The 20,839-nt window shown below is 61.3% G+C and carries 22 protein-coding genes; 9 read left to right on the top strand and 13 right to left on the bottom strand.

Annotated elements, in window-relative coordinates:
- Positions 1-44 precede the first annotated feature (44 nt).
- Positions 45-1,244 (bottom strand): cytochrome P450, encoded by a 1,200-nt coding sequence (locus FFI94_RS26135; RefSeq protein ID WP_138873430.1) that lies wholly within the window; start codon positions 1,242-1,244, stop codon positions 45-47.
- A gap of 179 nt (positions 1,245-1,423) precedes the next feature.
- Here FFI94_RS26135 and FFI94_RS26130 point away from each other — a divergent pair, with 179 nt between their 5' ends.
- The gene (locus FFI94_RS26130; RefSeq protein ID WP_138870366.1) at positions 1,424-1,975 is read left to right on the top strand and encodes a TetR/AcrR family transcriptional regulator; all 552 of its coding nucleotides are present in this window, start codon (positions 1,424-1,426) and stop codon (positions 1,973-1,975) included.
- Here FFI94_RS26130 and FFI94_RS26125 read toward each other — a convergent pair.
- Entirely contained in the window at positions 1,965-3,497 is a 1,533-nt protein-coding gene (locus tag FFI94_RS26125; protein ID WP_138870365.1) for an AMP-binding protein, read from the bottom strand. The two genes, FFI94_RS26130 and FFI94_RS26125, sit on opposite strands and share 11 nt — an antisense overlap.
- Positions 3,498-3,631: 134 nt before the next feature.
- Between FFI94_RS26125 and FFI94_RS26120 the strand changes: the two genes are divergently transcribed.
- The 3 genes from FFI94_RS26120 (at position 3,632) to FFI94_RS26110 (ending at position 7,079) form a co-directional block, all read left to right on the top strand.
- Positions 3,632-4,663 carry a phosphatidylinositol-specific phospholipase C domain-containing protein gene (locus FFI94_RS26120; protein WP_138870364.1) on the top strand — a complete coding sequence of 344 codons (1,032 nt, stop codon included), beginning with the start codon at positions 3,632-3,634 and terminating at the stop codon, positions 4,661-4,663.
- 108 nt (positions 4,664-4,771) lie between these two features.
- The gene (locus FFI94_RS26115) at positions 4,772-6,250 is read left to right on the top strand and encodes an HNH endonuclease signature motif containing protein (RefSeq protein ID WP_138870363.1); all 1,479 of its coding nucleotides are present in this window, start codon (positions 4,772-4,774) and stop codon (positions 6,248-6,250) included.
- Positions 6,251-6,296: 46 nt separating this feature from the next.
- A complete protein-coding gene (locus FFI94_RS26110; RefSeq protein ID WP_138870362.1) occupies positions 6,297-7,079 on the top strand; it encodes a trans-aconitate 2-methyltransferase in 783 nt (260 codons plus the stop codon).
- On the opposite strand, the gene FFI94_RS26105 is transcribed toward FFI94_RS26110, so the two are convergent.
- The 6 genes from FFI94_RS26105 to FFI94_RS26080 form a co-directional block, all read right to left on the bottom strand.
- The gene (locus tag FFI94_RS26105; protein WP_138870361.1) at positions 7,076-8,062 is read right to left on the bottom strand and encodes a glycine betaine ABC transporter substrate-binding protein; all 987 of its coding nucleotides are present in this window, start codon (positions 8,060-8,062) and stop codon (positions 7,076-7,078) included. The genes FFI94_RS26110 and FFI94_RS26105 overlap by 4 nt on opposite strands.
- Entirely contained in the window at positions 8,059-8,775 is a 717-nt protein-coding gene (locus tag FFI94_RS26100; protein WP_138873429.1) for an ABC transporter permease, read from the bottom strand. Before FFI94_RS26100 ends, FFI94_RS26105 begins: the two co-directional genes overlap by 4 nt.
- A 92-nt stretch (positions 8,776-8,867) precedes the next feature.
- The gene (locus tag FFI94_RS26095) at positions 8,868-10,064 is read right to left on the bottom strand and encodes an ABC transporter ATP-binding protein (RefSeq protein ID WP_138870360.1); all 1,197 of its coding nucleotides are present in this window, start codon (positions 10,062-10,064) and stop codon (positions 8,868-8,870) included.
- Positions 10,061-10,708 (bottom strand): ABC transporter permease, encoded by a 648-nt coding sequence (locus FFI94_RS26090; RefSeq protein WP_138870359.1) that lies wholly within the window; start codon positions 10,706-10,708, stop codon positions 10,061-10,063. The genes FFI94_RS26095 and FFI94_RS26090 overlap by 4 nt, the downstream gene beginning before the upstream one ends.
- A 266-nt stretch (positions 10,709-10,974) precedes the next feature.
- Positions 10,975-11,430, bottom strand: a complete 456-nt coding sequence (locus tag FFI94_RS26085) for a DoxX family protein (RefSeq protein WP_138870358.1) — start codon at positions 11,428-11,430, stop codon at positions 10,975-10,977.
- Between the two features lie 81 nt (positions 11,431-11,511).
- Complete coding sequence (locus FFI94_RS26080) at positions 11,512-12,132, bottom strand: malonic semialdehyde reductase (protein WP_138873428.1); 621 nt, start codon at positions 12,130-12,132, stop codon at positions 11,512-11,514.
- A gap of 104 nt (positions 12,133-12,236) precedes the next feature.
- Here FFI94_RS26080 and FFI94_RS26075 point away from each other — a divergent pair, with 104 nt between their 5' ends.
- The gene (locus FFI94_RS26075; protein ID WP_138870357.1) at positions 12,237-12,590 is read left to right on the top strand and encodes a helix-turn-helix domain-containing protein; all 354 of its coding nucleotides are present in this window, start codon (positions 12,237-12,239) and stop codon (positions 12,588-12,590) included.
- A 359-nt stretch (positions 12,591-12,949) separates the two neighbouring features.
- Complete coding sequence (locus FFI94_RS26070; RefSeq protein WP_138873427.1) at positions 12,950-13,678, top strand: triacylglycerol lipase; 729 nt, start codon at positions 12,950-12,952, stop codon at positions 13,676-13,678.
- A gap of 21 nt (positions 13,679-13,699) precedes the next feature.
- On the opposite strand, the gene FFI94_RS26065 is transcribed toward FFI94_RS26070, so the two are convergent.
- From FFI94_RS26065 to FFI94_RS26055, 3 genes are read right to left on the bottom strand one after another with little or no spacing between them, the layout of a single operon-like run.
- A complete protein-coding gene (locus tag FFI94_RS26065) occupies positions 13,700-14,896 on the bottom strand; it encodes an acetyl-CoA C-acetyltransferase (RefSeq protein WP_138870356.1) in 1,197 nt (398 codons plus the stop codon).
- Entirely contained in the window at positions 14,893-15,555 is a 663-nt protein-coding gene (locus FFI94_RS26060; protein WP_138870355.1) for a CoA transferase subunit B, read from the bottom strand. The genes FFI94_RS26065 and FFI94_RS26060 overlap by 4 nt, the downstream gene beginning before the upstream one ends.
- On the bottom strand, positions 15,552-16,319 hold the full coding sequence (locus FFI94_RS26055; protein ID WP_185993323.1) for a CoA transferase subunit A: 768 nt from the start codon (positions 16,317-16,319) through the stop codon (positions 15,552-15,554). The genes FFI94_RS26060 and FFI94_RS26055 overlap by 4 nt, the downstream gene beginning before the upstream one ends.
- Before the next feature lie 196 nt (positions 16,320-16,515).
- On the opposite strand from FFI94_RS26055, the gene FFI94_RS26050 reads away from it, so the two are divergent.
- Positions 16,516-17,268 (top strand): IclR family transcriptional regulator, encoded by a 753-nt coding sequence (locus tag FFI94_RS26050; RefSeq protein ID WP_138873425.1) that lies wholly within the window; start codon positions 16,516-16,518, stop codon positions 17,266-17,268.
- 21 nt (positions 17,269-17,289) lie between these two features.
- Here FFI94_RS26050 and FFI94_RS26045 read toward each other — a convergent pair whose 3' ends face one another.
- Positions 17,290-18,141 carry an alpha/beta fold hydrolase gene (locus tag FFI94_RS26045; protein WP_138870354.1) on the bottom strand — a complete coding sequence of 284 codons (852 nt, stop codon included), beginning with the start codon at positions 18,139-18,141 and terminating at the stop codon, positions 17,290-17,292.
- 203 nt (positions 18,142-18,344) lie between these two features.
- Between FFI94_RS26045 and FFI94_RS26040 the strand changes: the two genes are divergently transcribed.
- The gene (locus tag FFI94_RS26040) at positions 18,345-18,548 is read left to right on the top strand and encodes a PspC domain-containing protein (RefSeq protein WP_138870353.1); all 204 of its coding nucleotides are present in this window, start codon (positions 18,345-18,347) and stop codon (positions 18,546-18,548) included.
- A gap of 9 nt (positions 18,549-18,557) precedes the next feature.
- Here the strand turns inward: FFI94_RS26040 and FFI94_RS26035 are convergent, their stop codons facing one another.
- Positions 18,558-19,217 (bottom strand): TetR/AcrR family transcriptional regulator, encoded by a 660-nt coding sequence (locus FFI94_RS26035; RefSeq protein WP_260684333.1) that lies wholly within the window; start codon positions 19,215-19,217, stop codon positions 18,558-18,560.
- Positions 19,218-19,316: 99 nt separating this feature from the next.
- On the opposite strand from FFI94_RS26035, the gene FFI94_RS26030 reads away from it, so the two are divergent.
- Entirely contained in the window at positions 19,317-20,816 is a 1,500-nt protein-coding gene (locus FFI94_RS26030) for an MFS transporter (RefSeq protein WP_138870352.1), read from the top strand.
- Positions 20,817-20,839: the final 23 nt, after the last annotated feature.

The following is a 20,839-nucleotide window of genomic DNA, read 5'->3' as shown; positions in this document are numbered from 1 at the left end:
CCCCCGAGTTTCCGGACTCGGGGGCACAGTCGTGTTCCCGGCAGTCACCGGATGGTCAGGTGTAGGCGCTGATGACGTCGAACAAACAGGCTCGGCACCCACACCGGCGGCGCAGTTTCAGTCAGCGATACGTGCTTGCTCTTCGCGAGCAACAGCGTCAGGGTGATCTTTGCTTCCAAGCGGGCGAGGGCCGCGCCGACGCAAAAATGTGCGCCTTTCCCGAAAGCGAGATGAGATCGCAGATTGGTGCGATCGAGATTCAGTGCTTCGGGGTTCTCGAAGGCTTCCGGATCGCGATTCGCGGAGCCCCACAAGAGGATTAGATGACTCCTGGCTGGAAGCTCGACTCCTCCGAGTGTGGTATCCGCGGTGACGTGCCGGTTATGCCCCCGGAACGGAGATTCGAGCCGCAGCGATTCTTCGAGAAAGGGTGCGATCAGCGCGGAATCTTCTCGAAGTTGTTGTTGCAGTGCAGGTTCTTCGGCAAGAATTCTGGCAGCATTGGAGATCAGCCCGGCAGTGGATTCGCCGCCCGCGCCCACCAATTGCACCAGCATGAGAACTGCCACCGTTGTGTCTACTTCGCCGCTGTCGCAGGCGCGCACCAGATCGCCGACAAGATTGTCGCCCGGGGCGGCTTGGGCGTCGGCAAGTTTGCCGTACAGGTATCCGGTGAGGTGGGTGGCGGCGTCGACAACCTCGGGCAGGCGATCGGTGGTGACCACCCCGCTCAGTAGTTCGGTGCTGTCGTAGGACCACGTAAGTAGTTGTGGCACATCGGCGTCGGGCAACCCGATCAGGTGGGCGACCATCTGTAGTGGGAGCTGATCTGCCAGGGCAGATACCCATTCGATCTGGTCACCGTCAAAATGGTTGTTCCACAACTCTTCTGCGTAATGTGCGATCATCGGCTCCATTGCCCGGATGCGCTTGGCGACGAGTGTGGGAAGAACCAGTTTGCGATGGTGTTGATGGCTGGGGTCGTCGCCGGTGGCAAGAACATGGATGGCGTGCCCGCCCCCGCCCAGGTCGAAGATGCTCGGTAAACCCTGCGCAGAGTGGACCAGGACGCCGGTGAGATTGGACGAGAAGTCCGCAGTGCGATGGAGCGCTTCGGTGACTAGTTCCCAACTCGAGACCAGGTAGAAGTCGGTCTCGGGAATCCGGTACACCGGGTGATCTCGCCGCAGGGCCGCATAGAGCGGATAGGGGTTCTCGACGTTCGAAGGAGCAAAGGGATCCATGTCGAATGAGGTGGTCACCGCTTCAGAATCCCGGTCCACGGCAGCCCTGTCAATTGATGAAAATGCATGATGACCTGCGATTTCAATCAATTCTCACGATGCGTCGAGAGGTGGCTTCGAGTGCAGGTCATAACGCTGAACGCACAGCGAGAATTGAGAATTGTCGCTATATTCGTCTCATGGTGAGACGGATCGACCCCGATGCTACCGACTGGCTGGCCGGTGGAAACCGTCGGGAACTGGCCGTCGATCGCATTTATCAGGTGGCCGCAGAACTGATACGCGATCGCGGGTTCGACTCCATCAGCGTCGACGACGTGGCCGAGCGCGCCGGGTGCTCACGGGCCACCCTGTACCGCTATGTGGGCGGCAAAGCGGCTATTCGCGACGGAGTGATGGCGCGGAGTGCGGCAGCAGTAGCTCGGGAAGTCTCTGCCGCCGTGGCGTCGTTGACCGGCAAGGCGCGGGTTGTCGAGGCAATTCTTGTCTCGGTTCGCGCCATTCGCGCCGACGCCGCAGTCAGTGACGGACTGGCCGCGGCCCGGGCAACCGGGATGGACAACTACGTGACGTCGTCGAAACTGCTCGGTGACACGGCAATCGAACTCGCAGGCCTCGACGCCGGAGATGAAACATCACAATGGGTGGTCCGGATAGTGCTGGCGCTCCTGGCCTGGCCACTGGCCGATGAAGGGTCCGAACGGCGCATGGTCGAATCGTTTATTTCGTGACATCAGTTGCTTCCGCAGCATCGCGCAGATCGCGTTTGAGTACCTTACCGGCCGCAGAGAGGGGTAGCGCGTCGACAAACTCGATCGAACGCGGTGCTTTAAAAGCAGAGACAAGCGATTTCGTATGCACACGAAGTTCGTCGAGGTCTGCCTGGGCGCCGGGCTGTAGAACTACTACTGCGTGAACCCGCTCGCCCCACTTCGGATCCTTGACTCCTACAACGGAACATGCCGCAACCGCCGGATGCTGTGCCAAGGCATTCTCGACTTCGGTCGAGTAGACATTCTCGCCGCCCGTGATGATCATGTCCTTGATTCGATCGACGATGAACAGATACCCCTGCTCGTCGAGGTATCCGGCATCGCCGGTGTGCATCCAACCGCCATCGAGGGCTGCGGCTGTCTCATCCGGCAGATTACGGTAGCCGAGCATCAAATGATCACCACGAGTGACGATTTCGCCCACAGTGCCCGAACGAACTTCGTTGCCTTCCGGGTCGACAATCTGCACTTCGCAATGGGGGAGCGCACGACCGGCCGATCGAAGTAGATCACCGCCGCGTAGGTGATCGGCGGCGCTCAGTACAGTGATGTGCGCCGTCTCGGTCATACCGTATCCCTGCGTGAAGCCGCTACGAGGAAAGAGCTTCATGGCACGTTGGAGCAGTGCCGGTGAAATGGGGGAGGCCCCGTATCGGACCACCTGAACACTCGAAAGGTCATAGGCATCAATATCGTCGGCGGTGACCAGCATGTGAAGCATGGTTGGCACGACGCCCACAGTGGTTGGCCGGTGACGGTCGATTGCCTCGAGCATGATGCGAGGTGAGAACGCCGGCAGGAAGATTTGCGTGCCGCCCATCACGTTCTGGGCCATCCAACTCGCGATGCCGGCGATGTGGAACAGTGGGTTCGCAAGCAGATTGACCCCGTCGGAGATGGCGGGTTTACCGGCGGCCAAGGTTCCCAGCGTCGACGTCATCAAGCCTTTGTGACTGACCATCACACCTTTTGAGCGTCCTGTTGTGCCGCCGGTATAGAGCAGCAGTGCAACGGCGTCGTCGCCGATTCTGCAATCCGGGACGGGTTCGGAATCGGCAATCAGTGCGTCGTAGTCGATCATGCCGTTCGGCGTGCTTCCGGAACCGCAGTACACGACACGCGTCAGATCAGGGCACAGTGTGCGCAGTTCCGGAACCAAAGGTGCGGAATTCTCATCGATGACGAGAATCGTCGATCCCGAATCGGTTAGTGCATAGGCTATTTCCGCAGCATTCCACCGAGAGTTGAGCGGGCTGACGGTTGCGCCTGACCACCAGCCGGCCAAAATAGTCTCGTGACACCGGTCCGAATTCAACGCGAGTAGCGCTATGCAGTCACCTTCGCCTGCGCCGAGTCCGTGTGCGAGTCGTGCTACCCGATCAATCGACTCGGAGGCTGTGAACACTCGCTCACCGAAGACGGTCATCGGGCGCTGAGGTGATTCGCGCAGGGCACGATGAACGAACTGGGTCAGAAACACGACTGTCCTCCGAGGTCTGAAATGTCTACGCCAGAATCATCGCACCGTCGGAGGACACGTGCTGCTTCGAGGACCACAAAAGAAACTGGCCAAAGTACCCACCGGCGAGAGTCGCGGCGTGCGAGAGTTCTCAGGTGCGCGAATTCGGAGTGGTGTTGCTCGGTGCCCTCGTCCTCCCACTGGCAGCGTTCGGGGTGGCCGGAGCCGTGCCCGAGGCAACGTCGTTCGGTGATACCACGTCGGTCGGCGTCCACAATTCCTACGAGAAGTCGACCTTCCCGTACTTTGCCGACGCCCTCGACTCCGGCGCAGGCCTCCTCGAACTCGATCTGTGGTCCAACGGCGGCGGTGCGGACTGGCGCGTTTCGCACATGAATCCGTTTGCCAGTGACAGTAACTGCGTCGGCGCGCAGGATGCGGCCGGACTGCGCAGTGGTTTTCGAGATCAGGGACTCGCCGGCTGCCTGGCAGATATGAGGGCTTGGCACGATGCCAATCCCGAACATTCGCCCGTGATGATCAAGCTCGAACTCAAAGACGGATTCACCGCCGGGTACGGTCGCGGGCCTGCCGATCTTGATGCCCTGATCCTCGGTACTCTAGGCGACGCCGTCTTTGCCCCGGCCGATCTGGTAGCCGATAAATTCTCGACGCCGGACGCCGCAGTGACACAGCAAGGTTGGCCGACGGTAAGCGAGATGGCTGGCAAATTTATCTTCGAGTTGATTCCCGGAACTATCGAGGAAGGTAATCCGCTCGACACGTACTGGACCGACATCGAGTATGCGACGCATCTGCGAGATCTCGCGGCAACAAATCGGCTTGCTCTCGCGGCAGCGTTCCCGGCGGTACACGTCGCGGCTCCGGGCGATCCGCGCATTGCCCGCTACTCGGACCCGTCGGTCCGGGTCTGGTTTGTGCTCTTCGACGGAAATGCACTCGAATACAGTAGTGGTGCAGTAGATTCGAGCTGGTATCACGCACGCGGGTACCTGTTGATCATGACCGACGCACACAAAGTGTTACCGGCAATCGACGGTACACATGCATCCGAATCCGAAGCCAGAGATCGGCTGGACCGGTTGGCCGGTGATCACGCGAGTTACATCACCGCCGACTGGTCGAGCCTTCCGGGCGTTCTGTCCACCGTAATTCAGCGGCGCTGAGAACTATCCGTGTGTGGCGACACAGGTTGCCTCTGCCAATTTTCGGACTTTTCCGACTGATCTCGAGGATCCCTCGAATTCGAACAGGATTTCGATTACGGTGGGGGAATGTTCGATCCGGGGGTGGGGATTTTCGGTAGCTCGGCACAGCTGAGTGGTACCGAAACTGACTGCGCCCTCGTCGATTTGATGGCCGAGTTGCATGCGTGTGAGGCGATGCTGGTCGAGCGGAAACTGGCGGTGGTAGCGGAGTTCTTCACCCGCCGTAGCGGCGAGCATGTCGAGGGTGGGGCGTGGACGTCGTCGGCGCACGAGTTGGCCGAATCCGAGGTCGGTGCAGTGCTCACGATGGGGCGTGCCGCGGCCGGAAAGCTCATCGGGTTGGGGTTCGCACTCAAGACGCGGTTGCATCGGACGCGGGCGGCGATGGCGCGCGGTGAACTCGACTTCTACCGGGTGTCGTTGATCGAGTCGGCGACCGCGAATGTCGGTGACGAGTTGATCGACGAGGTCGAACGTTTACTTCTCGAGCAGGTGTTGGCCCCACCCGTGGACGGTGGGACCGGGTTGACGGGACGACGGTTGACGGCGGCGATCGATCGGATCGTGGCCCGCGTTGATCCGGAAGGGCTACGGGAGCGCCGACGCCGAGCCCTCGCCGACAGGTTCGTTGGGGTCAGTGCCGCCGAGGACGGGATGGCCCGCATCCTGGGCAGTATCCCGGCGGAGCAGGCTCGGGCGTTTGACGGGCGGTTGCGGGAGTTGGCGATGTCGGTCTGCCGTCATGATTCCCGCACGTACGAGCAGCGCCGCGCGGATGCGTTGGGCGTGCTGGTTAGCGGTTCGACGGTGTTGGTGTGTGACTGCGGCCGTGATGATTGCCCGCAGGACCGCAGTGGTCTGATCGTTGTGCGTCGGCCGTTGGTGCATGTGGTGATGTACGAAACCACTCTGGATACGGACTCGGATGAGCCGGCCCATTTGGATGGATACGGCGTGATCAGCGCCGAGCATGCCCGCGACATCGCGAAAGACGCCACCGTGCGGGAAGTACGGGTTCCGGCAGACCCCATACCCGCAGATCCTGTGCCTGTGCCTGCGTCGGCGCTTGTGTACCGTCCCGGCGCCGCATTCGACACCTGGTTACGCGTCTTCGCGGGCAGCTGCCAGTGGCCGCACTGCGATGTCCCGGCCTGGAACTGCGACCTCGACCACAACGATCCGTTCAACCACACCGATCCCGCCCGCGGTGGGCGGACGGTGGCGTCGAATCTGAGTGCGTTCTGCCGGAACCATCACCGCCTCAAGCATTCCGGATCCTGGCGGATCGACCCGAACCCGGATCGCAGTATCACCCTGACCTCGCAGACCGGGCATCGCTACCGAACCCGACCGGCCGGGCTACTCGCCGGAAGGCAGGAACCACCACCACCGGAAGGCGGCACCCGGCGACGAACACGACTGGAGAACAAAGCTGCCCGCATCCGGGCCGAACGCAAACGACGAACAACCCGCCGGAAACCGAAAACCAGAAAACCCACACCCCACAAACCCGTCGACTACGGCGCCGACCCGCCGCCATTCTGAGGTGTCACGACCTCCCTGAACTTGCCACGGCAGGCAGAATGGGCACATGCGCAGTGTTACGTGGAACCCCGAAACCTACGGTCGATACGCCGACGAACGTTCACGCCCTTATGTCGACTTGATCTCGCGGATAGCAGCGCAGACGCCGGCTAGGGTCGCGGACCTCGGATGCGGCTCAGGGGCACTGACCGGGATGCTCGGCGAGCGTTGGCCGGATGCTCGTGTGGTGGGGACCGATTCTTCGCCGGAGATGGTGGCACAGGCACCCACCGATCTGCCGGGCAACGTCACGATCGCGCTGCAGGACATCAACGAGTTCGATGCCACCGGCTACGACGTCATTGTGAGTAATGCTGCATTGCAATGGGTTCCGAACCATCGTGAGCTGATCGACGCATGGGCCGATGCCATGACGCCAGGGTCGTGGATCGCGTGGCAGGTTCCCGGTAACTTCGACGCCCCGTCGCACGCTTTGATGCGTGAACTTGCCGAGTCGTCGAGGTGGCGTGATCGTGTGGGTGGCGTCTTGCGTGGACCCGAGGGCGTTGACGACCCGGCACGTTATGCGGCCAGGTTGCACGCCCACGGGTTCGATGTCGATGCCTGGGAAACAACGTACATTCATGTGCTGGCCGGTGATGACCCCGTTCTGGGCTGGGTTCGCGGAACAGGTCTGCGTCCGGTGCTCGACGTACTGAGTGAAGCCGATTCTCTCGAGTTCGAGCAGGAGTACTCCGCGATGCTCCGCGAGGCCTATCCGCCCACAGTCGCAGGCACCCTGTTTCCGTTCCGGCGAGTCTTTTGCGTAGGCCGGAAATCCGGTGACTAATCCGCTGTCACAAACCCTTCCGACACCATCCAATCTCGTGCAACTTCAGCAGGCTCTTTGCCGTCGACGTCCACCTGGCGATTGAGTTCGGTCATTACTTCGTCGGTAAGACGAGCCGAGATTGGTGCCATGACCTCGGCTACCTGCGGATGATCCTCGGCAAAGCCCTTGCGCATGACAAGCGCTGGATTGTATTTGGGGAAGAACGACAGATCGTCCTCGAGTAGTACGAGGTCGAGGGCGATGATGCGTCCGTCGGTGGTAAATACCTCGCCGAACTTGCACTGGGTACCGTCGGCTGTCGCCTGATAGATGATGCCGGTCTGCAAGATCTGGCGCTGGGCACGCGAAGCGTCGAAACCGTATTTAGCTGCGAGACCGGGGAATCCGTCTTGCCGGACGTTGAATTCGGTTTCGACGCACGTTACTGCAGCACCGGGATCGGATTCGACCAATTTCGCGTAGTCGGAGACCGTCTTGACGCCGGTCTTCTCTGCCGTCTCCTTGCTCATGGCCAATGCGTACGTATTGTTCATCGGCGCCGGATCGGTCCAGACCATGTCGTTGGCAGCCAGATCCGCATCGCGGACGGCTTCGAACTGCGCCTGCGAATCGGGTAGCGGGATCTCGTTTCCGAGATAGTTGATCCACCCGGTACCGGTGTATTCGTAGGCAAGATCGATCTGCCCGTTGAGTTGGGCGTCGCGGGTGCTGTTGGAACCTTGAATGTTGGTGAGGTCTCGAACCTCGGCGCCCGCAGCGGACATCGCGAATTCGATGATGTATCCGAGGATTATCTGTTCGGTGAAGTCCTTGGACCCGACGGTTACCTTCACGCCTTCGAGCTCCGGAACGGGTTGGATACTTCCGGGCCCAACCGCGAGGGGAAGTGCGCCGCCGGATTCCAGTCCGCACGACGCCACTAGGGCGAAACCGAGTGCGGCTGCGGTGAGTTTCCAACCGCGTGTACGTCGCGTTGTCATCGCAATCCCTTGGGTCCGAGGAACTGTTCCGCCAGTGCGCCCAGCCAGTCGATGAGCAGAGCGAGCGATACAGCCAGCACTGCGCCCACTACCAGCGTCACGTTGTCACGCAGTTTGTACCCGGTGTCGATCATGATCCCGAGTCCGCCGGCACTGACCAGGAAGCACAGAGTTGCCGTTCCTACCGCGAGGACCAATGAAGTACGAAGACCGGCAAGGATGTACGGAACAGCCATCGGGAATTCGAGTTGTCGCAAGATGGTGAGCGTCGACATGCCTTGTCCGCGTCCTGCATCGATGAGAGTCTCGTCTACCTGTTGATAGCCGAGAATCGTGTTGCGCAGCACCGGAAGCAACGAATAGAACGCGATGGGAAATACGCCGATCCAGAATCCGGTGGTGCGAGTGGCGAGATAGAACAGGACCAGTAGGCCGATGGCCGGTGCGGCCGCGCCGATGTTGGCTATTCCCACGAAGAACGGCGCCAGGCGGGTGAATCTCGGTCTGGTCAGCAGCGTGCCGAGCGGCACGGCTATCGCCACGACGATGATGACCACCGCCGCGGTGAGCAGGATGTGCTGCCAGGTGAGCGTCGTAATGTTTTCGACGTTGATACTGGCTTTCTGCGTTGCGTTGAGATCACGGCTGAAGGCCCAGACCAGCACTCCGACTACAAGTATCAGTACGACAACTGGTTGGACCAGCAGTCGCATTCTTTCCGCACGTCGGGTGGCGGCCTGCTCTGCGGTACCGGCCTCTGTAGCTGCAGTAGCGGATGCCGTAGAGAGATCTTCGGTCGACGTGCTCACTCCGGAACATCCTCGTCGTGATCGTGTGCGTGCTCCTCACGCATCTCCGAAAGATGGCTTACCAGTGTGTCGATAGTGATCAGACCGACGTATTCGCCGCGACGACCGGTGACCACCGTCGACGCATTGCTCTCGGCGAGCAGAGCTTCGAGCGCATCTTGCAAGGTCGACTGAATCGACACGGCTTCGCCGATCTCGTTGCCGATGCCGCGGAGCGACGACGCGTGAGCCAGATGCGACGGCGACACCCACCGCAGCGGGCGCCCGCGCTGATCGAGTATCAACGCCCACTTCCACTTGCGTGCTGCGAGTGAACTTCTCAGCTCATCCACTGAGTCGGTCTCCCGCGCAGTGAGGCATTGCTTGAGTTTGATCTGCCGCACGCGCGTGAGTGTCAGCTGTTTGAGAGAGGCGTCGGCGCCGACAAAGCCCGCGACCATATCGTTGGCAGGGTTGGCGAGGATAGCTTCGGGAGTGTCGTACTGCATGATCGTGGATTGGTTGCCCAGCACGGCAATTCGATCACCGAGTTTGACTGCTTCGTTGAAATCGTGGGTGACGAACACGATTGTCTTCCCGAGTTCCGTTTGCAGACGCATCAACTCGTCCTGCAAAAGACCGCGAGTGATGGGGTCGACAGCTCCGAAGGGTTCGTCCATCAACAGGACCGGGGGATCGGCGGCAAGTGCTCTAGCTACGCCGACGCGCTGCTGCTGACCGCCGGAGAGTTGCCGGGGATAGCGGTCTCGGTACGTATCCGGATCCAGCCCCACCAGATCCAGCATCTCGTCGGTGCGGGCCGCAATCCGCTTCTTGTCCCACCCGATCAATCCTGGAACTGTTGCTACGTTTTTTGCAATCGTGAAGTGGGGGAACAACCCGGCCTGCTGAATCGAGTAGCCGATGCCGCGTCGTAGCTTGTCCGGGTCGATCGACAAAGCGTCCTTGCCGTCGATGGTGATCTTGCCGGAAGTCGGTTCGATGAGCCGATTGATCATCCGCATTGTGGTGGTCTTACCGCAGCCCGACGGACCGACAAAAACAACGATTTCACCGGCAGGAACAGTGAGGGATACGTTGTCGACGGCCGCCGCTTTCTGCCCCGGGTACCGCTTGGTCACTGATTCCAGGACGATCTCGACCCCGGAAACCGTGTGATCGCTGGTGACGTCGTGAGAGATGGTTTCAGTCACTGGAGGCCCTTCGATGTAGTGAGCCGGCCGATGACGACGTAGATACCGTCGAGAATCAGAGCCAGAATGACGATGAGTACCGTGCCGGTCAGCGCCTGCGGAACAGCGGTGGGGCTGCCGACGCGTGATAGTCCGGAGAAGATCAAGTTGCCCAGACCTGGGCCTTTTGCGTAGGCGGCGATCGCCAGGATGCCCATCAGCATCTGAGTGCTGACCCGCATACCGGTCAGGATCGACGGCCACGCGATAGGCAGTTCTATGCGGCTGAGAACGCGTAGACGATTCATCCCCACGCCACGTGCGGCGTCGGTGATCGCGGGATTGACCGCGTCGAGACCGATGATGGTGTTTCTGATGATCGGCAGTAGCGCGTAGAGAATCAGCGCGGTGATGGTGGGTGCGACACCCAGGCCGAGAATCGGAATGAGAAGTCCGAGAAGAGCAAACGACGGAACCGTCAGAATCGTGCTCGCCAGCGCTGTTGCCACCGACGAGCCGATAGGGCTGCGGTACACAAGAATTCCGATGGCCACCGCGGCGATCGTTGCAATGATCACCGACTGAATGACTGCCGAGACATGCAGATACGAATCGGTCAACAACTGTTGTCGCCGTTCGACGATAAATTCCCACAATGCGCCCATTTTTCCGAACCGACCTTCTTTCGGATTGCTGTTCGCTCGATCGAGTACCCGTCACGCAGTTCCGATACACGAGCATCGTTCGCGGCGCGAAGAGTTTCCGTTGACACTCGTCCAAAAAGTTCAGTACCGCAAATATTTCCGATAGCTGCGTGTCGCATCTGCTCTTGGCAGACAAAAACAGCCGGCGTCACTCCGCGAATAATGTGCGGTGCGACGCCGGCTGTTCGGCAACCGTGAAGTCGAGACGATAGGGGCTCTGGGGCGGATTACGAGCTGGCAGTACCTACTGAGACAGGTTCGTCGACGGAATCGTTTGTGCTTGCTTTGGTGCGTCGGAGGTTGTCCAGTGCTGCAGCGCCAGGTCCGATGAAGACGAGCAGTAGCAAGGACCAGCAGAACAGGACTACCGAGTCTCCGTCATTCTGGATGGGCAGCGCACCGTCGGGCTGATGCTTCCAGAAGTAGGCAACAGCCATCGAACCCGATGCGATGAAAGCTGCTGCGCGAGTACCGAGTCCGACGATGATCAACGCTCCGGCTACCAGTTCGATCGTCGCTGCCCAGCCGCCGGGCCATTCCGTCCACGACGATGTGTTACCGCCCCAAGGCGCTACCGGCCATCCGGTCAGTGTCGACAGGCCGTGGCAGAGAAACAGGAAGCCGACAACGACGCGGAATGCTGCGATGCCCCACGGCGCCGCTGTGTTGGATGTGTTTTTCACTCGAGGAGCATTGCACACATTTGTTTGGTTTGCCTACCCTAAAAACTGGACGATTGTCCGAAGGTTGCGCGAGTGTCCGACTCAGGCCCAGCTGAGCGCATCCTCATTGGACAGGCGCGGCAGGCGGTCGAACCACGGGTTCTCGCCGGGGTGGCCGATGTTCACTACGAGGGTGGTCTTGAGGCGGCCGTCGGCGAAGAACTCTCCGTCGATGCCGGCGGCGTCGTAACCGGCCATCGGACCGGCAACCAGACCCTGTGCGCGGACGGCCAGAATGAAGTAGCCCGCCTGCAATGCGGCATTGAACTGGCTGGTCGACGTACGGGCGGCTTCGTCGGCCTCGAAGTAGTCCTTCATTTCCGGGCGGATGGGGAACAGTGCCGGAATGTGCTCGTAGAACTTGGTGTCGACGGCGAGAACTGCGACGGCCGGGGCGGAAGCCGTCTTGGCCTTATTGCCATCGGCCATGTGCTCCACGAGGCGAGCTTTGCCCTCTTCGGTGCGAACGAAGTGCACGCGCAGCGGGTTGGTGTTGGCTGCGGTCGGTGCCCACTTCGCGAGTTCCCAGATCGCGGTCAGTTCGTCGTCAGTGACGGGTTCGGCGGAGAACGAGTTGGCCGAGCGAGCCTCGGTGAAGAGAAGTTCTCGCCCAACTGCGTCGAGTTGTTGTGAGGTGAAGGGGGTGGCTGCGTCGAGCGACATGATGCGTTCCGTTCCGTGATGTGTAACCGGAATCCCGGTATTACGAGTTGCTAGTAAAAACATAGTGCCTAGGTTGACGTTAGCACCTCAGCTAGGATGGGGAAATGCCGAGCGAGAGCGGGACCGATCACCAGCCACGGGTCTGCGATGCGGCGTTGGCGCGTGCGTTCGGCTTTCTTGGCAAACGCTGGAACGGTGTAATCCTTGCGACGCTGCTCGGTGGGCCTGCTGGATTTGCCGAACTCAAGCGGGCGGTCAGTGGAATCAGCGACTCCGTGTTGTCTGATCGACTAACGGAATTGGCAGGCGCTGGTCTGGTGATTCGCACCGTCGACGCAGGTCCGCCCATTGCGGTGGCGTACGAACTCACGGCGTCGGGACAGGCCTTGCTCCCCGCGCTGAGTGAACTGACGACCTGGGCAGCCGAGAATCTGCCGGTCACCGACTGCTCTGGCTGACTGTCGATCCGAAGTCCCAGCCCGACTGATCCGATTCGTGCACGCTTCCCGGACAGGCACGCAACGTGGTTGCAACGTGCACCGCAATAGTGTTCTGGATCACACCGAATTTGCAGTTCGTGAATCGGTGCGCAGTATCGGTCCAAGCTCGCTACCGGTGGCGAATACGGACAAGGCTCCGTGGGTTGAGAAAACAGCCCACGGAACCGCCCCGCCGGAGCGGCAGGGCGAACCGCCCGGACACCGGACGACAAGGAGTCCTGGTGTCCCTCGCGGCGGATGCTCCAGCGGTAGAACTTGGCTGGTCGGAATTACCCGAAACCTGTCCCGCGCTTCTTCCTGGCCGGCCATCGTTGGCGATGTGCCTGACCGAACCGCCGCGCGGGCTCGCGGACATTGCATCGCTGGTATTGGCAGCACCGTGGTTGCTGCGTTCACCGCGCGGCGACGGACATCCAGTTCTGGTGCTGCCCGGGCTGTTGGCTTCGGACGCGTCGACTCTGGCAATGCGCGCTTACCTGCGTTTTCTCGGGTACCGAGTCCACGGCTGGAACCTCGGTATCAATACCGGGCCGACGCCCCAGGTTGTCGACGGCCTGCCTGAGGTCCTCGCGGAGCTCGCAGATCGCTACGACAACCCGGTGTCCGTGATCGGGTGGAGCCTCGGCGGCATCTACGGCCGCCAACTTGCGCGGGATCTCCCGCACGCCGTGCGCCAAGTGATCACTCTGGGAAGTCCGTTCGGGCTGAGTAACCTGCAGCAGACACGCGTCGGTGCGCTGTATTCGCGCATGTCCGGCAACCATGCGATTCTCCCACCCGTCAACGGTATCGAGTGGGAACTCGGGCACCCGCTACCCGTTCCGACAACGGCGCTCTACTCCAAGCGAGACGGTGTGGTTCCCTGGCAGGTGTGCCGTGACTTTCCCTCGGATCGTTCGGAAAGTGTTGCGGTGCATGGCAGCCACATGGGTTTGACGCACAATCCGTCGGCGCTGTGGGCTGTGGCCGATCGACTCGCGCAGGCCGCAGATACCTGGGAACCGTTTGTCGTTCCCAGGCATCTGCGGCGGCTTTATCCGCGCTGAACTGCGCTTGCTGAGCCGCGCCTACTGAGCCTTGGGGACGCGGATGATCAGGGCGTCGCCCTGCCCGCCGCCGCCGCACAGTGCGGCCGCGCCGATTCCGCCGCCGCGGCGCTGTAATTCCAGTGCCAGGTGCAGGGCGATGCGGGCACCGGACATCCCGAGGGGGTGCCCGACGGCGATGGCGCCGCCGTTGACGTTGACCTTCGCCGGATCGAGGCCCAGTTCGCGGGTGGAGGCGATACCGACAGCGGCGAACGCTTCGTTGATCTCGACGAGATCGAGATCGGTGGGGGTGATGCCTTCCTTCGCGCAGGCCTTCGCGATGGCCCGCGCCGGCTGGGACTGCAGGGTGGAATCCGGTCCGGCGACGACACCGTGCGCACCGATTTCCGCGATCCAGGCCAGGCCGAGTTCTTCGGCCTTCGTTTTGCTCATCACGACGACGGCGGCGGCGCCGTCGGAGATCGGCGATGCCGATCCGGCGGTGATGGTGCCGTCCTTGCTGAACGCGGGACGCAGTGTGCCGAGGGATTCGGCGGTGGTGTCGGCGCGGATGCCTTCGTCCTGGGCGAAGACGATCGGATCGCCTTTGCGTTGCGGGATGGAGACGGGGACGACTTCGTTGTCGAAGAGGCCGTCTTTCCAGGCGCGGGCGGCGTTTTGGTGTGAGGCTGCGGCGAACGCGTCCTGGTCGGCGCGGGTGATGTGGGTGTCGTCGTGTTGGTTGACCTGCTCGGTGAGCAGTCCCATCGCCTGGTCGGTGAAGATGTCGTGCAGGCCGTCGTAGGCCATGTGGTCACGCATCGTGACGTCGCCGTACTTGAAGCCTTCGCGGCTTTTTTCGAGCATGTGCGGTGCGCGGGACATCGATTCCTGCCCGCCGGCGACGACGATGTCGAATTCGCCGGCGCGGATCATCTGATCGGCCAGGGCGATGGCGTCGACACCGGAGAGGCATACCTTGTTGATGCTCAGGGCGGGAACGCTCATCGGGATGCCCGCGGCGACGGCGGCTTGGCGGGCCGGCATCTGGCCGGCGCCGGCGGTCAAAACCTGACCCATGACGACGTACTCGACCTGCTCGGGTGCGAGGCCGGCCTTGTCCAGGGCGCCTTTGATGGCGATGCCACCGAGATCGGACCCGGACAGATCCTTCAAGGAACCCATCAATCGACCCATCGGGGTCCGGGCTCCGGCAACAATCACAGAACTGGTCATGTCAGGTCTACTTTCAATTCGGTTCCGGTTGAGCGGACAACATCGTCGACGCTGACGCCGGGGGCCAGTTCACGCAGGGTGAGTGTGCCGCCGTCGGTGACGTCGATGACCGCGAGGTTCGTGATAATCCGATCTACGACGCCCTGGCCGGTCAGAGGCAGGGTGCACGTGTCGACGATCTTGGGGTTGCCGTCGCGATCGGTGTGTTCCATGACCACGATGACACGGCGGGCACCGTGGACGAGGTCCATCGCGCCGCCCATACCCTTGACCATTTTGCCGGGGACCATCCAGTTGGCGAGGTCGCCGGTCTTCGAGACCTGCATGCCACCGAGAACTGCTGTGTCGATGTGGCCGCCGCGGATCATGCCGAAGGAGAGAGCGGAATCGAAGTATGCCGCACCGGGATTGACGGTGACAGTTTCCTTGCCCGCGTTGATGAGGTCCGGGTCGACCTTGTCCTCGGTGGGGTACGGGCCGGTGCCCAGGATCCCGTTTTCCGAGTGAAGAACTACCCGGACGTCCGAAGTGAGGTACCCGGGGATCAAGGTGGGGAGACCGATTCCGAGATTCACGTATTCGCCGTCGATCATCTCGGCGGCGGCACGGGCAGCCATGTCGTGACGGGTCCAACCGGTCACTGCCATTGATGCGGTCATCGTGATGCTCCTTCGGACGCGCTGACGGTTCGCTTTTCGATTCGTTTGTTCTGGGGTCCGGTGTGGACAACACGTTGGACGAATACCCCGGGAAGATGAACCGAGGCCGGGTCGATCTCGCCGGGCTCGACCAGTCGTTCGACCTGGGCGATGGTGATTCGCCCCGCCATCGCGGCGAGGGGGTTGAAGTTCATCGCCGTCTTGTCGAAGACGAGGTTCCCTTCGGTATCGCCCATGACCGCGTGAACCAGCGCGTAGTCGGCTGTGATTGCTTCTTCCATCACGTAACGCTTGGTGCCGAAGGTGCGAGTTTCCTTGGGCGGCGACGCAATTGCGATCGAGCCATCGGTGTTGTAGCGCCAGGGCATGCCGCCGTCCGAGATGGGGCTACCGACGCCCGCCGGCGTGAAGAACGCCGGGATTCCGGTTCCGCCGGCGCGCAGACGTTCCGCCAGTGTTCCTTGCGGCGTCAGTTCCACTTCGAGTTCACCAGCTAGGTACTGACGCGCGAATTCCTTGTTCTCGCCGACATACGACGCTGTCACACGCCGAATTCGACCGGCAGCCAGCAGGATTCCGAGTCCGTGATCGTCCACACCGCAGTTGTTGGAGAACACTTCGAGGTCTCGTGCGCTGGTTGCGGCGATCGCTTCGATCAAGGCGTCAGGGATTCCGCACAGTCCGAATCCTCCGACAGCCAGGGTTGCGGCGTCGGTGATGTCGGCGACAGCTTCGGTCGCGGACTCGTACACCTTTGTTGCCATCGTCATCTCCCCATCTTGCGTTCATCTGATGAACGCATTGCTTTACTCTGGGTGAATTCAACTATGTGCAGTTCCAGCAATCAATGTTGAGGGGACCGACGATGGAAATTGGTCGGTGGGCGAGCAATCCCTTCAAATACGTTCACTCAGTGAACGCTATGATGGCCACGTGGAGTCCAGGGAGCAAGCGCCGCACATGGTGGCTCGGGTGGCAGCGGTATTGCGTGCGGTGGCGGCGTCGGAACCAGACGGCGCGTCGACTACCGAATTGAGCCGGACGGCCGATCTCGCTCGCCCGACCGCGCACCGATTGCTGACGTCGTTGGCGGAGGAAGGCCTGGTAGACCGCGACGCCAAGAGTGGGCGTTGGTCGCTGGGACCGGAGTTGTATCTGCTGGGAACTGCCGCGGGAAGTCGATACGACATCACCGACTATGCGCGCGACGTTCTCGAAGACCTGGCCCGTCTCACGGGAGAGAGTGCTTTCTTGTCTGCCCGCCGAGGCGACGAGACGGTATGTGTCCTGCGGCAAGAGGGAAGCTTTCCGCTGCGATCGCACGTGCTCCATGAAGGAAAACGATTTCCGTTGGGTGTCGCATCGGCCGGTCTGGCGATCCTGAGTCACTCACCGGCCGACGAGGTCGACAGCTATCTGGCGCGCAAAAACCTCACAACGGAGTGGGGAGAGGACCACAGTGCGGAGTCCATTCGCCGTCGAATCAGCCTGACCCGCGCCGTCGGCTATGCGGTCAATCCCGCCCTCCTTGTCGAGGGGAGTTGGGGAATCGGCGCTGCCGTCTTCGACCGGCGGGAACGGCCGGCGTGGGCTCTGAGCTTGACGGGTGTCGAGACTCGGTTCCGCCCGGACCGGATCCCCGAATTGGGAAAACTCTTGCTCGAGCAGGCACATATTCTGACAACCCGGCTCAAAACCCATACCGTGCCGTAGGTTTCGCAGATCGCGGCCTGTCTACCTGAGTAGGAACTCGATCGTGACTCGTTCGAATGCTTCCTTCGCTTCGATCATGACCCAGTGTCCGCAGTTCGGGAAGATATGCAACTCGGCGTTCGGTATGAGCCGCATCGGGATCATCGGCATGTCCGGCGGGCATTGACGGTCGTCGAGACCCCAGGTAAGCAGTGCGGGGCATTGCACGTTGTGCATCATGGACCAGTACGGTGGCAGGTTCGAATCGATCATCTTCTTCTGCTGCGCTGCAAAGGATGTGGACCCGTACATCGCTGCAAGGCTCTTGTGGGATTCGGGATCCTTGGCGCTTTCCCAGCGTTCCTCGATACGTTCCGCGGTGATGAGGCTGGGGTCGTACACCATGCATCGAAGCCAGCGAATCAATTTTTCGCGAGTGGGGCCGTCGGCGAAATCCTGAAGTAATCGAGTGCCCTCACTCGGGTTCTGGCTGAAAATGTTGGGACCAACTCCGCCGATCGTGATCAGTTTCTTCACTCGCTCGGGGTGCCTCATTGCCACGGTGGACCCGACGACACCGCCCATCGAGTTGCCGATCATCGCAGCAGATTCGATGCCCAGTGCATCCATGAATCGAATGACTGCGGAACTGGCCGTGACCACGGGATGTCCGTCGACGGGATCGCTGATGCCGAAGCCGGGGAATTCCAGTACGTAGCAATGAAAGTGTTCGGCGAAGGTGCCCAGATTGCCGCGGTAGTTTCGCCATCCGCTGACTCCGATTCCGGAGCCGTGCAACAGAATCAGAGGTTCACCGTCGCCCGCCTCGTGATAGCGCAGCACTCCCTTGGAGGTGGCGATTTCTCTCTTGGTCTCCTCGTAACTCGCGTCCATGGCGCAATACTAGAACACGTTCCAGTTGTGAGTGTAGGTATTCGTAGGGGGCAACCCTGATGTCATTCGGGGTGACACTGATACCTGGGGATGAACCACGGCCGGAAAGATGGGTCCAAGCCCTGATGCGCGACGCCCCGACTCGGCGGATAGTTGAAGCTGACGCGGAAAGTCGCCGCGGCGCTGCAAGGAAAGGTCTGTCCATGACGTCACCGATGAAGACCCGCAAGCTCACTCGCGCACGGTCCGGCGCAATGTTCGGTGGGGTGTGCGCCGGGATCGCACGCTACTTCGGGTGGAAGGCGTCGACGGTTCGGTTGCTGTTCGTGCTGTCGTGTCTGCTGCCCGGACCGCAATTCCTGATCTATCTCGTGATGTGGATTTTCATTCCGCGCGAGAAGATTTGAGCCCGCTGTTCAGCGTTTGCGGGACTTGAGTAGTTGTTTTGCCTCGTGCAACTCGTCCGGCGACAAGGGGGGTAGAGGTAATGGGTCTCGGTGCTTGCCCTCGGCGCGGAGTCCGTCGAGCATCACCGACAGGTATCGGCGCCATACCGTCGGGTTGACCGGTTGGACGAACTCGGTGAGCGCCCCCACCATGAAGATGAGTCCGAAGAAATCGGTGGCCACTGCATCAGCGCGGAGCATCCCGGCGTCTTGGGCTCGCCGAAAGATCTCTTCGACGGCAGGTTCGACGATGGATCGCTGACTCGCGATCTGCTCGCACCCGTCGTCCGTTCCGTTGAGGACATCTTTGAGTCCACGATTGACGGACATACGGCTGCAGGCGAATTCGGCAAATGTCACCAAGGCGTCCCAAGGATCCGGATTGGCGAGCGACGCCTCGGAAGCAGCCGCCATGTCGGCAAAGTTCTGCTGGAAGACTCCGTCGATCAACTCTTCTTTGTTTGCGAACCGCCGGTACACCGTGCCGACGCCGACACCGGCGCGGCGAGCGACGTCGTCGAGCGTGACATCGATGCCTTCTTCCGCGTACAGCTCGCGCGCGGCGTCGATGATCAATCGCCGGTTGCGGGCGGCGTCGGCGCGAAGTGGGCGCCCCATTGCGGTACTCATATGTCCAGTTTACTCATCAAGTGGAGACGTGGTCTCCATTTTGGTGTAGCGTTTTTGCTAACCGGAGAAGCCGTCTCCGCATAGCTCGGGCGAGGGAACATGTCAGAAACTGCTGAGTGGACTGAAATCGAGAAGTCCCCGGCGCCTTCAGGGGACAACCACGCAAAACGGTGGCTGATTCTCGCGGTTCTGGGAATTGCGCAGCTCATGGTGGTTTTGGACGCCACCATCGTCAACATCGCGCTGCCTGCAGCGCAGCGTTCATTGGAGTTCGGTGATTCCGATCGTCAGTGGATCATCACGGCATATGCGTTGGCTTTCGGTAGCTTGCTGCTGCTCGGGGGCCGGTTGAGCGACCTGTTCGGACGCAGGCGCACCTTTATCGTCGGGCTGATCGGATTTGCGGTTACCTCCGCAATCGGTGGCGCGGCGGTCAATTTCGAAATGCTTGTCGCCGCACGTGCAGGCCAGGGTGTCTTCGGCGCGCTACTTGCTCCCGCGGCACTGTCACTGCTGTCGGTGACCTTCACTGATCCGGCGGAACGGGCCAAGGCCTTCGGCATCTTCGGTGCAGTGGCAGGCGGCGGCGGCGCTATCGGATTGCTCCTCGGTGGCGCGCTCACCGAGTGGGTGGACTGGCGCTGGTGCCTCTATGTGAACCTGTTCTTCGCGGCAATCGCGTTGGTCGGGGCGGTGCTTCTGCTTGCGCCACACGTCACTACCGGAGCGAGACCCAAGCTCGACATTCCCGGAACAGTACTGGTGTCGATCAGCCTCTTCGGTATCGTCTTCGGGTTCTCGAAGGCCGAATCGAACGGTTGGGGTGCCGGTTCTACCATCGCGTGGCTGACCGCGGGTGTCGTCTTCATGGCCGCATTCATCTACTGGCAGACCAAGTCCGACCATCCGCTACTCCCACTGCGAGTGGTCACCGATCGGATCCGTGCCGGCTCGTATCTGGCGATCTTCCTTTCCGGTGCAGGCATGTTCGCGGTATTCCTGTTCCTGACCTACTACATGCAGTTGATCCTCGGATACACACCGATCGTGACCGGGCTGGCCTTCATGCCCATGGTGTTCGGAATCGTCACTGCGGCAACACTGTCGACGGCGGTTCTTCTGCCCAGGTTCGGGCCTCGCATCCTGATCACCAGTGGAATGGTCATCGCTGCAATCGGAATGATCATTCTGGCGCAGATTTCCGTGGACAGCACGTACGCCGTTCACATCCTGCCGGGGCTCGTTGTCACCGGTCTCGGTATGGGCAGCATCTTCGCGCCGTCGATGCAGGGTGCAACCTCGGGTGTGCGCTACGAAGACGCCGGGGTCGCGTCAGCCACGGTCAACACGATGCAGCAGGTGGGTGGTTCCATCGGAACCGCATTGCTCAGCACTATTGCGGCGTCGGCATCGACCAACTACCTCGTGGGTCGTGAATTGAACCCGCTCACTCAAGCGCAGGCAGCGGTCGAAAGCTACACCACGACGTTCTACTGGGCCGCGGCGATTTTTGCCGTCGGCGCTGTGCTGACAGGGCTGGTTGTCCGGAGCGGACTGCTCCCGGCAGCGCCCGAGAACGAACCGGTTCTGGTGCACTGACGAAAGTGTCGGGGTCGCCGCCG

The sequence above is a fragment of the Rhodococcus sp. KBS0724 genome (genome assembly GCF_005938745.2).
Taxonomy (GTDB): domain Bacteria; phylum Actinomycetota; class Actinomycetes; order Mycobacteriales; family Mycobacteriaceae; genus Rhodococcus_F.
The sequence above is the reverse complement of the archived record's forward strand: the minus strand, read 5'-3'. Positions and strand labels throughout refer to the sequence as shown.

What these genes read in the sequence shown, in the direction of transcription:
- FFI94_RS26130 (WP_138870366.1), top strand. Translation starts at nt 1,424, where the DNA reads ATGGTGAGACGGATCGACCCCGATGCTACCGACTGGCTGGCCGGTGGA.
- FFI94_RS26070 (WP_138873427.1), top strand. Translation starts at nt 12,950, where the DNA reads ATGTGCCTGACCGAACCGCCGCGCGGGCTCGCGGACATTGCATCGCTG.
- FFI94_RS26065 (WP_138870356.1), bottom strand. Translation starts at nt 14,896, where the DNA reads ATGACCAGTTCTGTGATTGTTGCCGGAGCCCGGACCCCGATGGGTCGA.
- FFI94_RS26080 (WP_138873428.1), bottom strand. Translation starts at nt 12,132, where the DNA reads ATGTCGCTCGACGCAGCCACCCCCTTCACCTCACAACAACTCGACGCA.
- FFI94_RS26135 (WP_138873430.1), bottom strand. Translation starts at nt 1,244, where the DNA reads ATGGATCCCTTTGCTCCTTCGAACGTCGAGAACCCCTATCCGCTCTAT.
- FFI94_RS26060 (WP_138870355.1), bottom strand. Translation starts at nt 15,555, where the DNA reads ATGACCGCATCAATGGCAGTGACCGGTTGGACCCGTCACGACATGGCT.
- FFI94_RS26035 (WP_260684333.1), bottom strand. Translation starts at nt 19,217, where the DNA reads ATGAGTACCGCAATGGGGCGCCCACTTCGCGCCGACGCCGCCCGCAAC.
- FFI94_RS26040 (WP_138870353.1), top strand. Translation starts at nt 18,345, where the DNA reads ATGACGTCACCGATGAAGACCCGCAAGCTCACTCGCGCACGGTCCGGC.
- FFI94_RS26090 (WP_138870359.1), bottom strand. Translation starts at nt 10,708, where the DNA reads ATGGGCGCATTGTGGGAATTTATCGTCGAACGGCGACAACAGTTGTTG.
- FFI94_RS26030 (WP_138870352.1), top strand. Translation starts at nt 19,317, where the DNA reads ATGTCAGAAACTGCTGAGTGGACTGAAATCGAGAAGTCCCCGGCGCCT.
- FFI94_RS26105 (WP_138870361.1), bottom strand. Translation starts at nt 8,062, where the DNA reads ATGACAACGCGACGTACACGCGGTTGGAAACTCACCGCAGCCGCACTC.
- FFI94_RS26045 (WP_138870354.1), bottom strand. Translation starts at nt 18,141, where the DNA reads ATGGACGCGAGTTACGAGGAGACCAAGAGAGAAATCGCCACCTCCAAG.
- FFI94_RS26055 (WP_185993323.1), bottom strand. Translation starts at nt 16,319, where the DNA reads ATGGCAACAAAGGTGTACGAGTCCGCGACCGAAGCTGTCGCCGACATC.
- FFI94_RS26075 (WP_138870357.1), top strand. Translation starts at nt 12,237, where the DNA reads ATGCCGAGCGAGAGCGGGACCGATCACCAGCCACGGGTCTGCGATGCG.
- FFI94_RS26115 (WP_138870363.1), top strand. Translation starts at nt 4,772, where the DNA reads ATGTTCGATCCGGGGGTGGGGATTTTCGGTAGCTCGGCACAGCTGAGT.
- FFI94_RS26050 (WP_138873425.1), top strand. Translation starts at nt 16,516, where the DNA reads ATGGTGGCTCGGGTGGCAGCGGTATTGCGTGCGGTGGCGGCGTCGGAA.
- FFI94_RS26110 (WP_138870362.1), top strand. Translation starts at nt 6,297, where the DNA reads ATGCGCAGTGTTACGTGGAACCCCGAAACCTACGGTCGATACGCCGAC.
- FFI94_RS26100 (WP_138873429.1), bottom strand. Translation starts at nt 8,775, where the DNA reads ATGCGACTGCTGGTCCAACCAGTTGTCGTACTGATACTTGTAGTCGGA.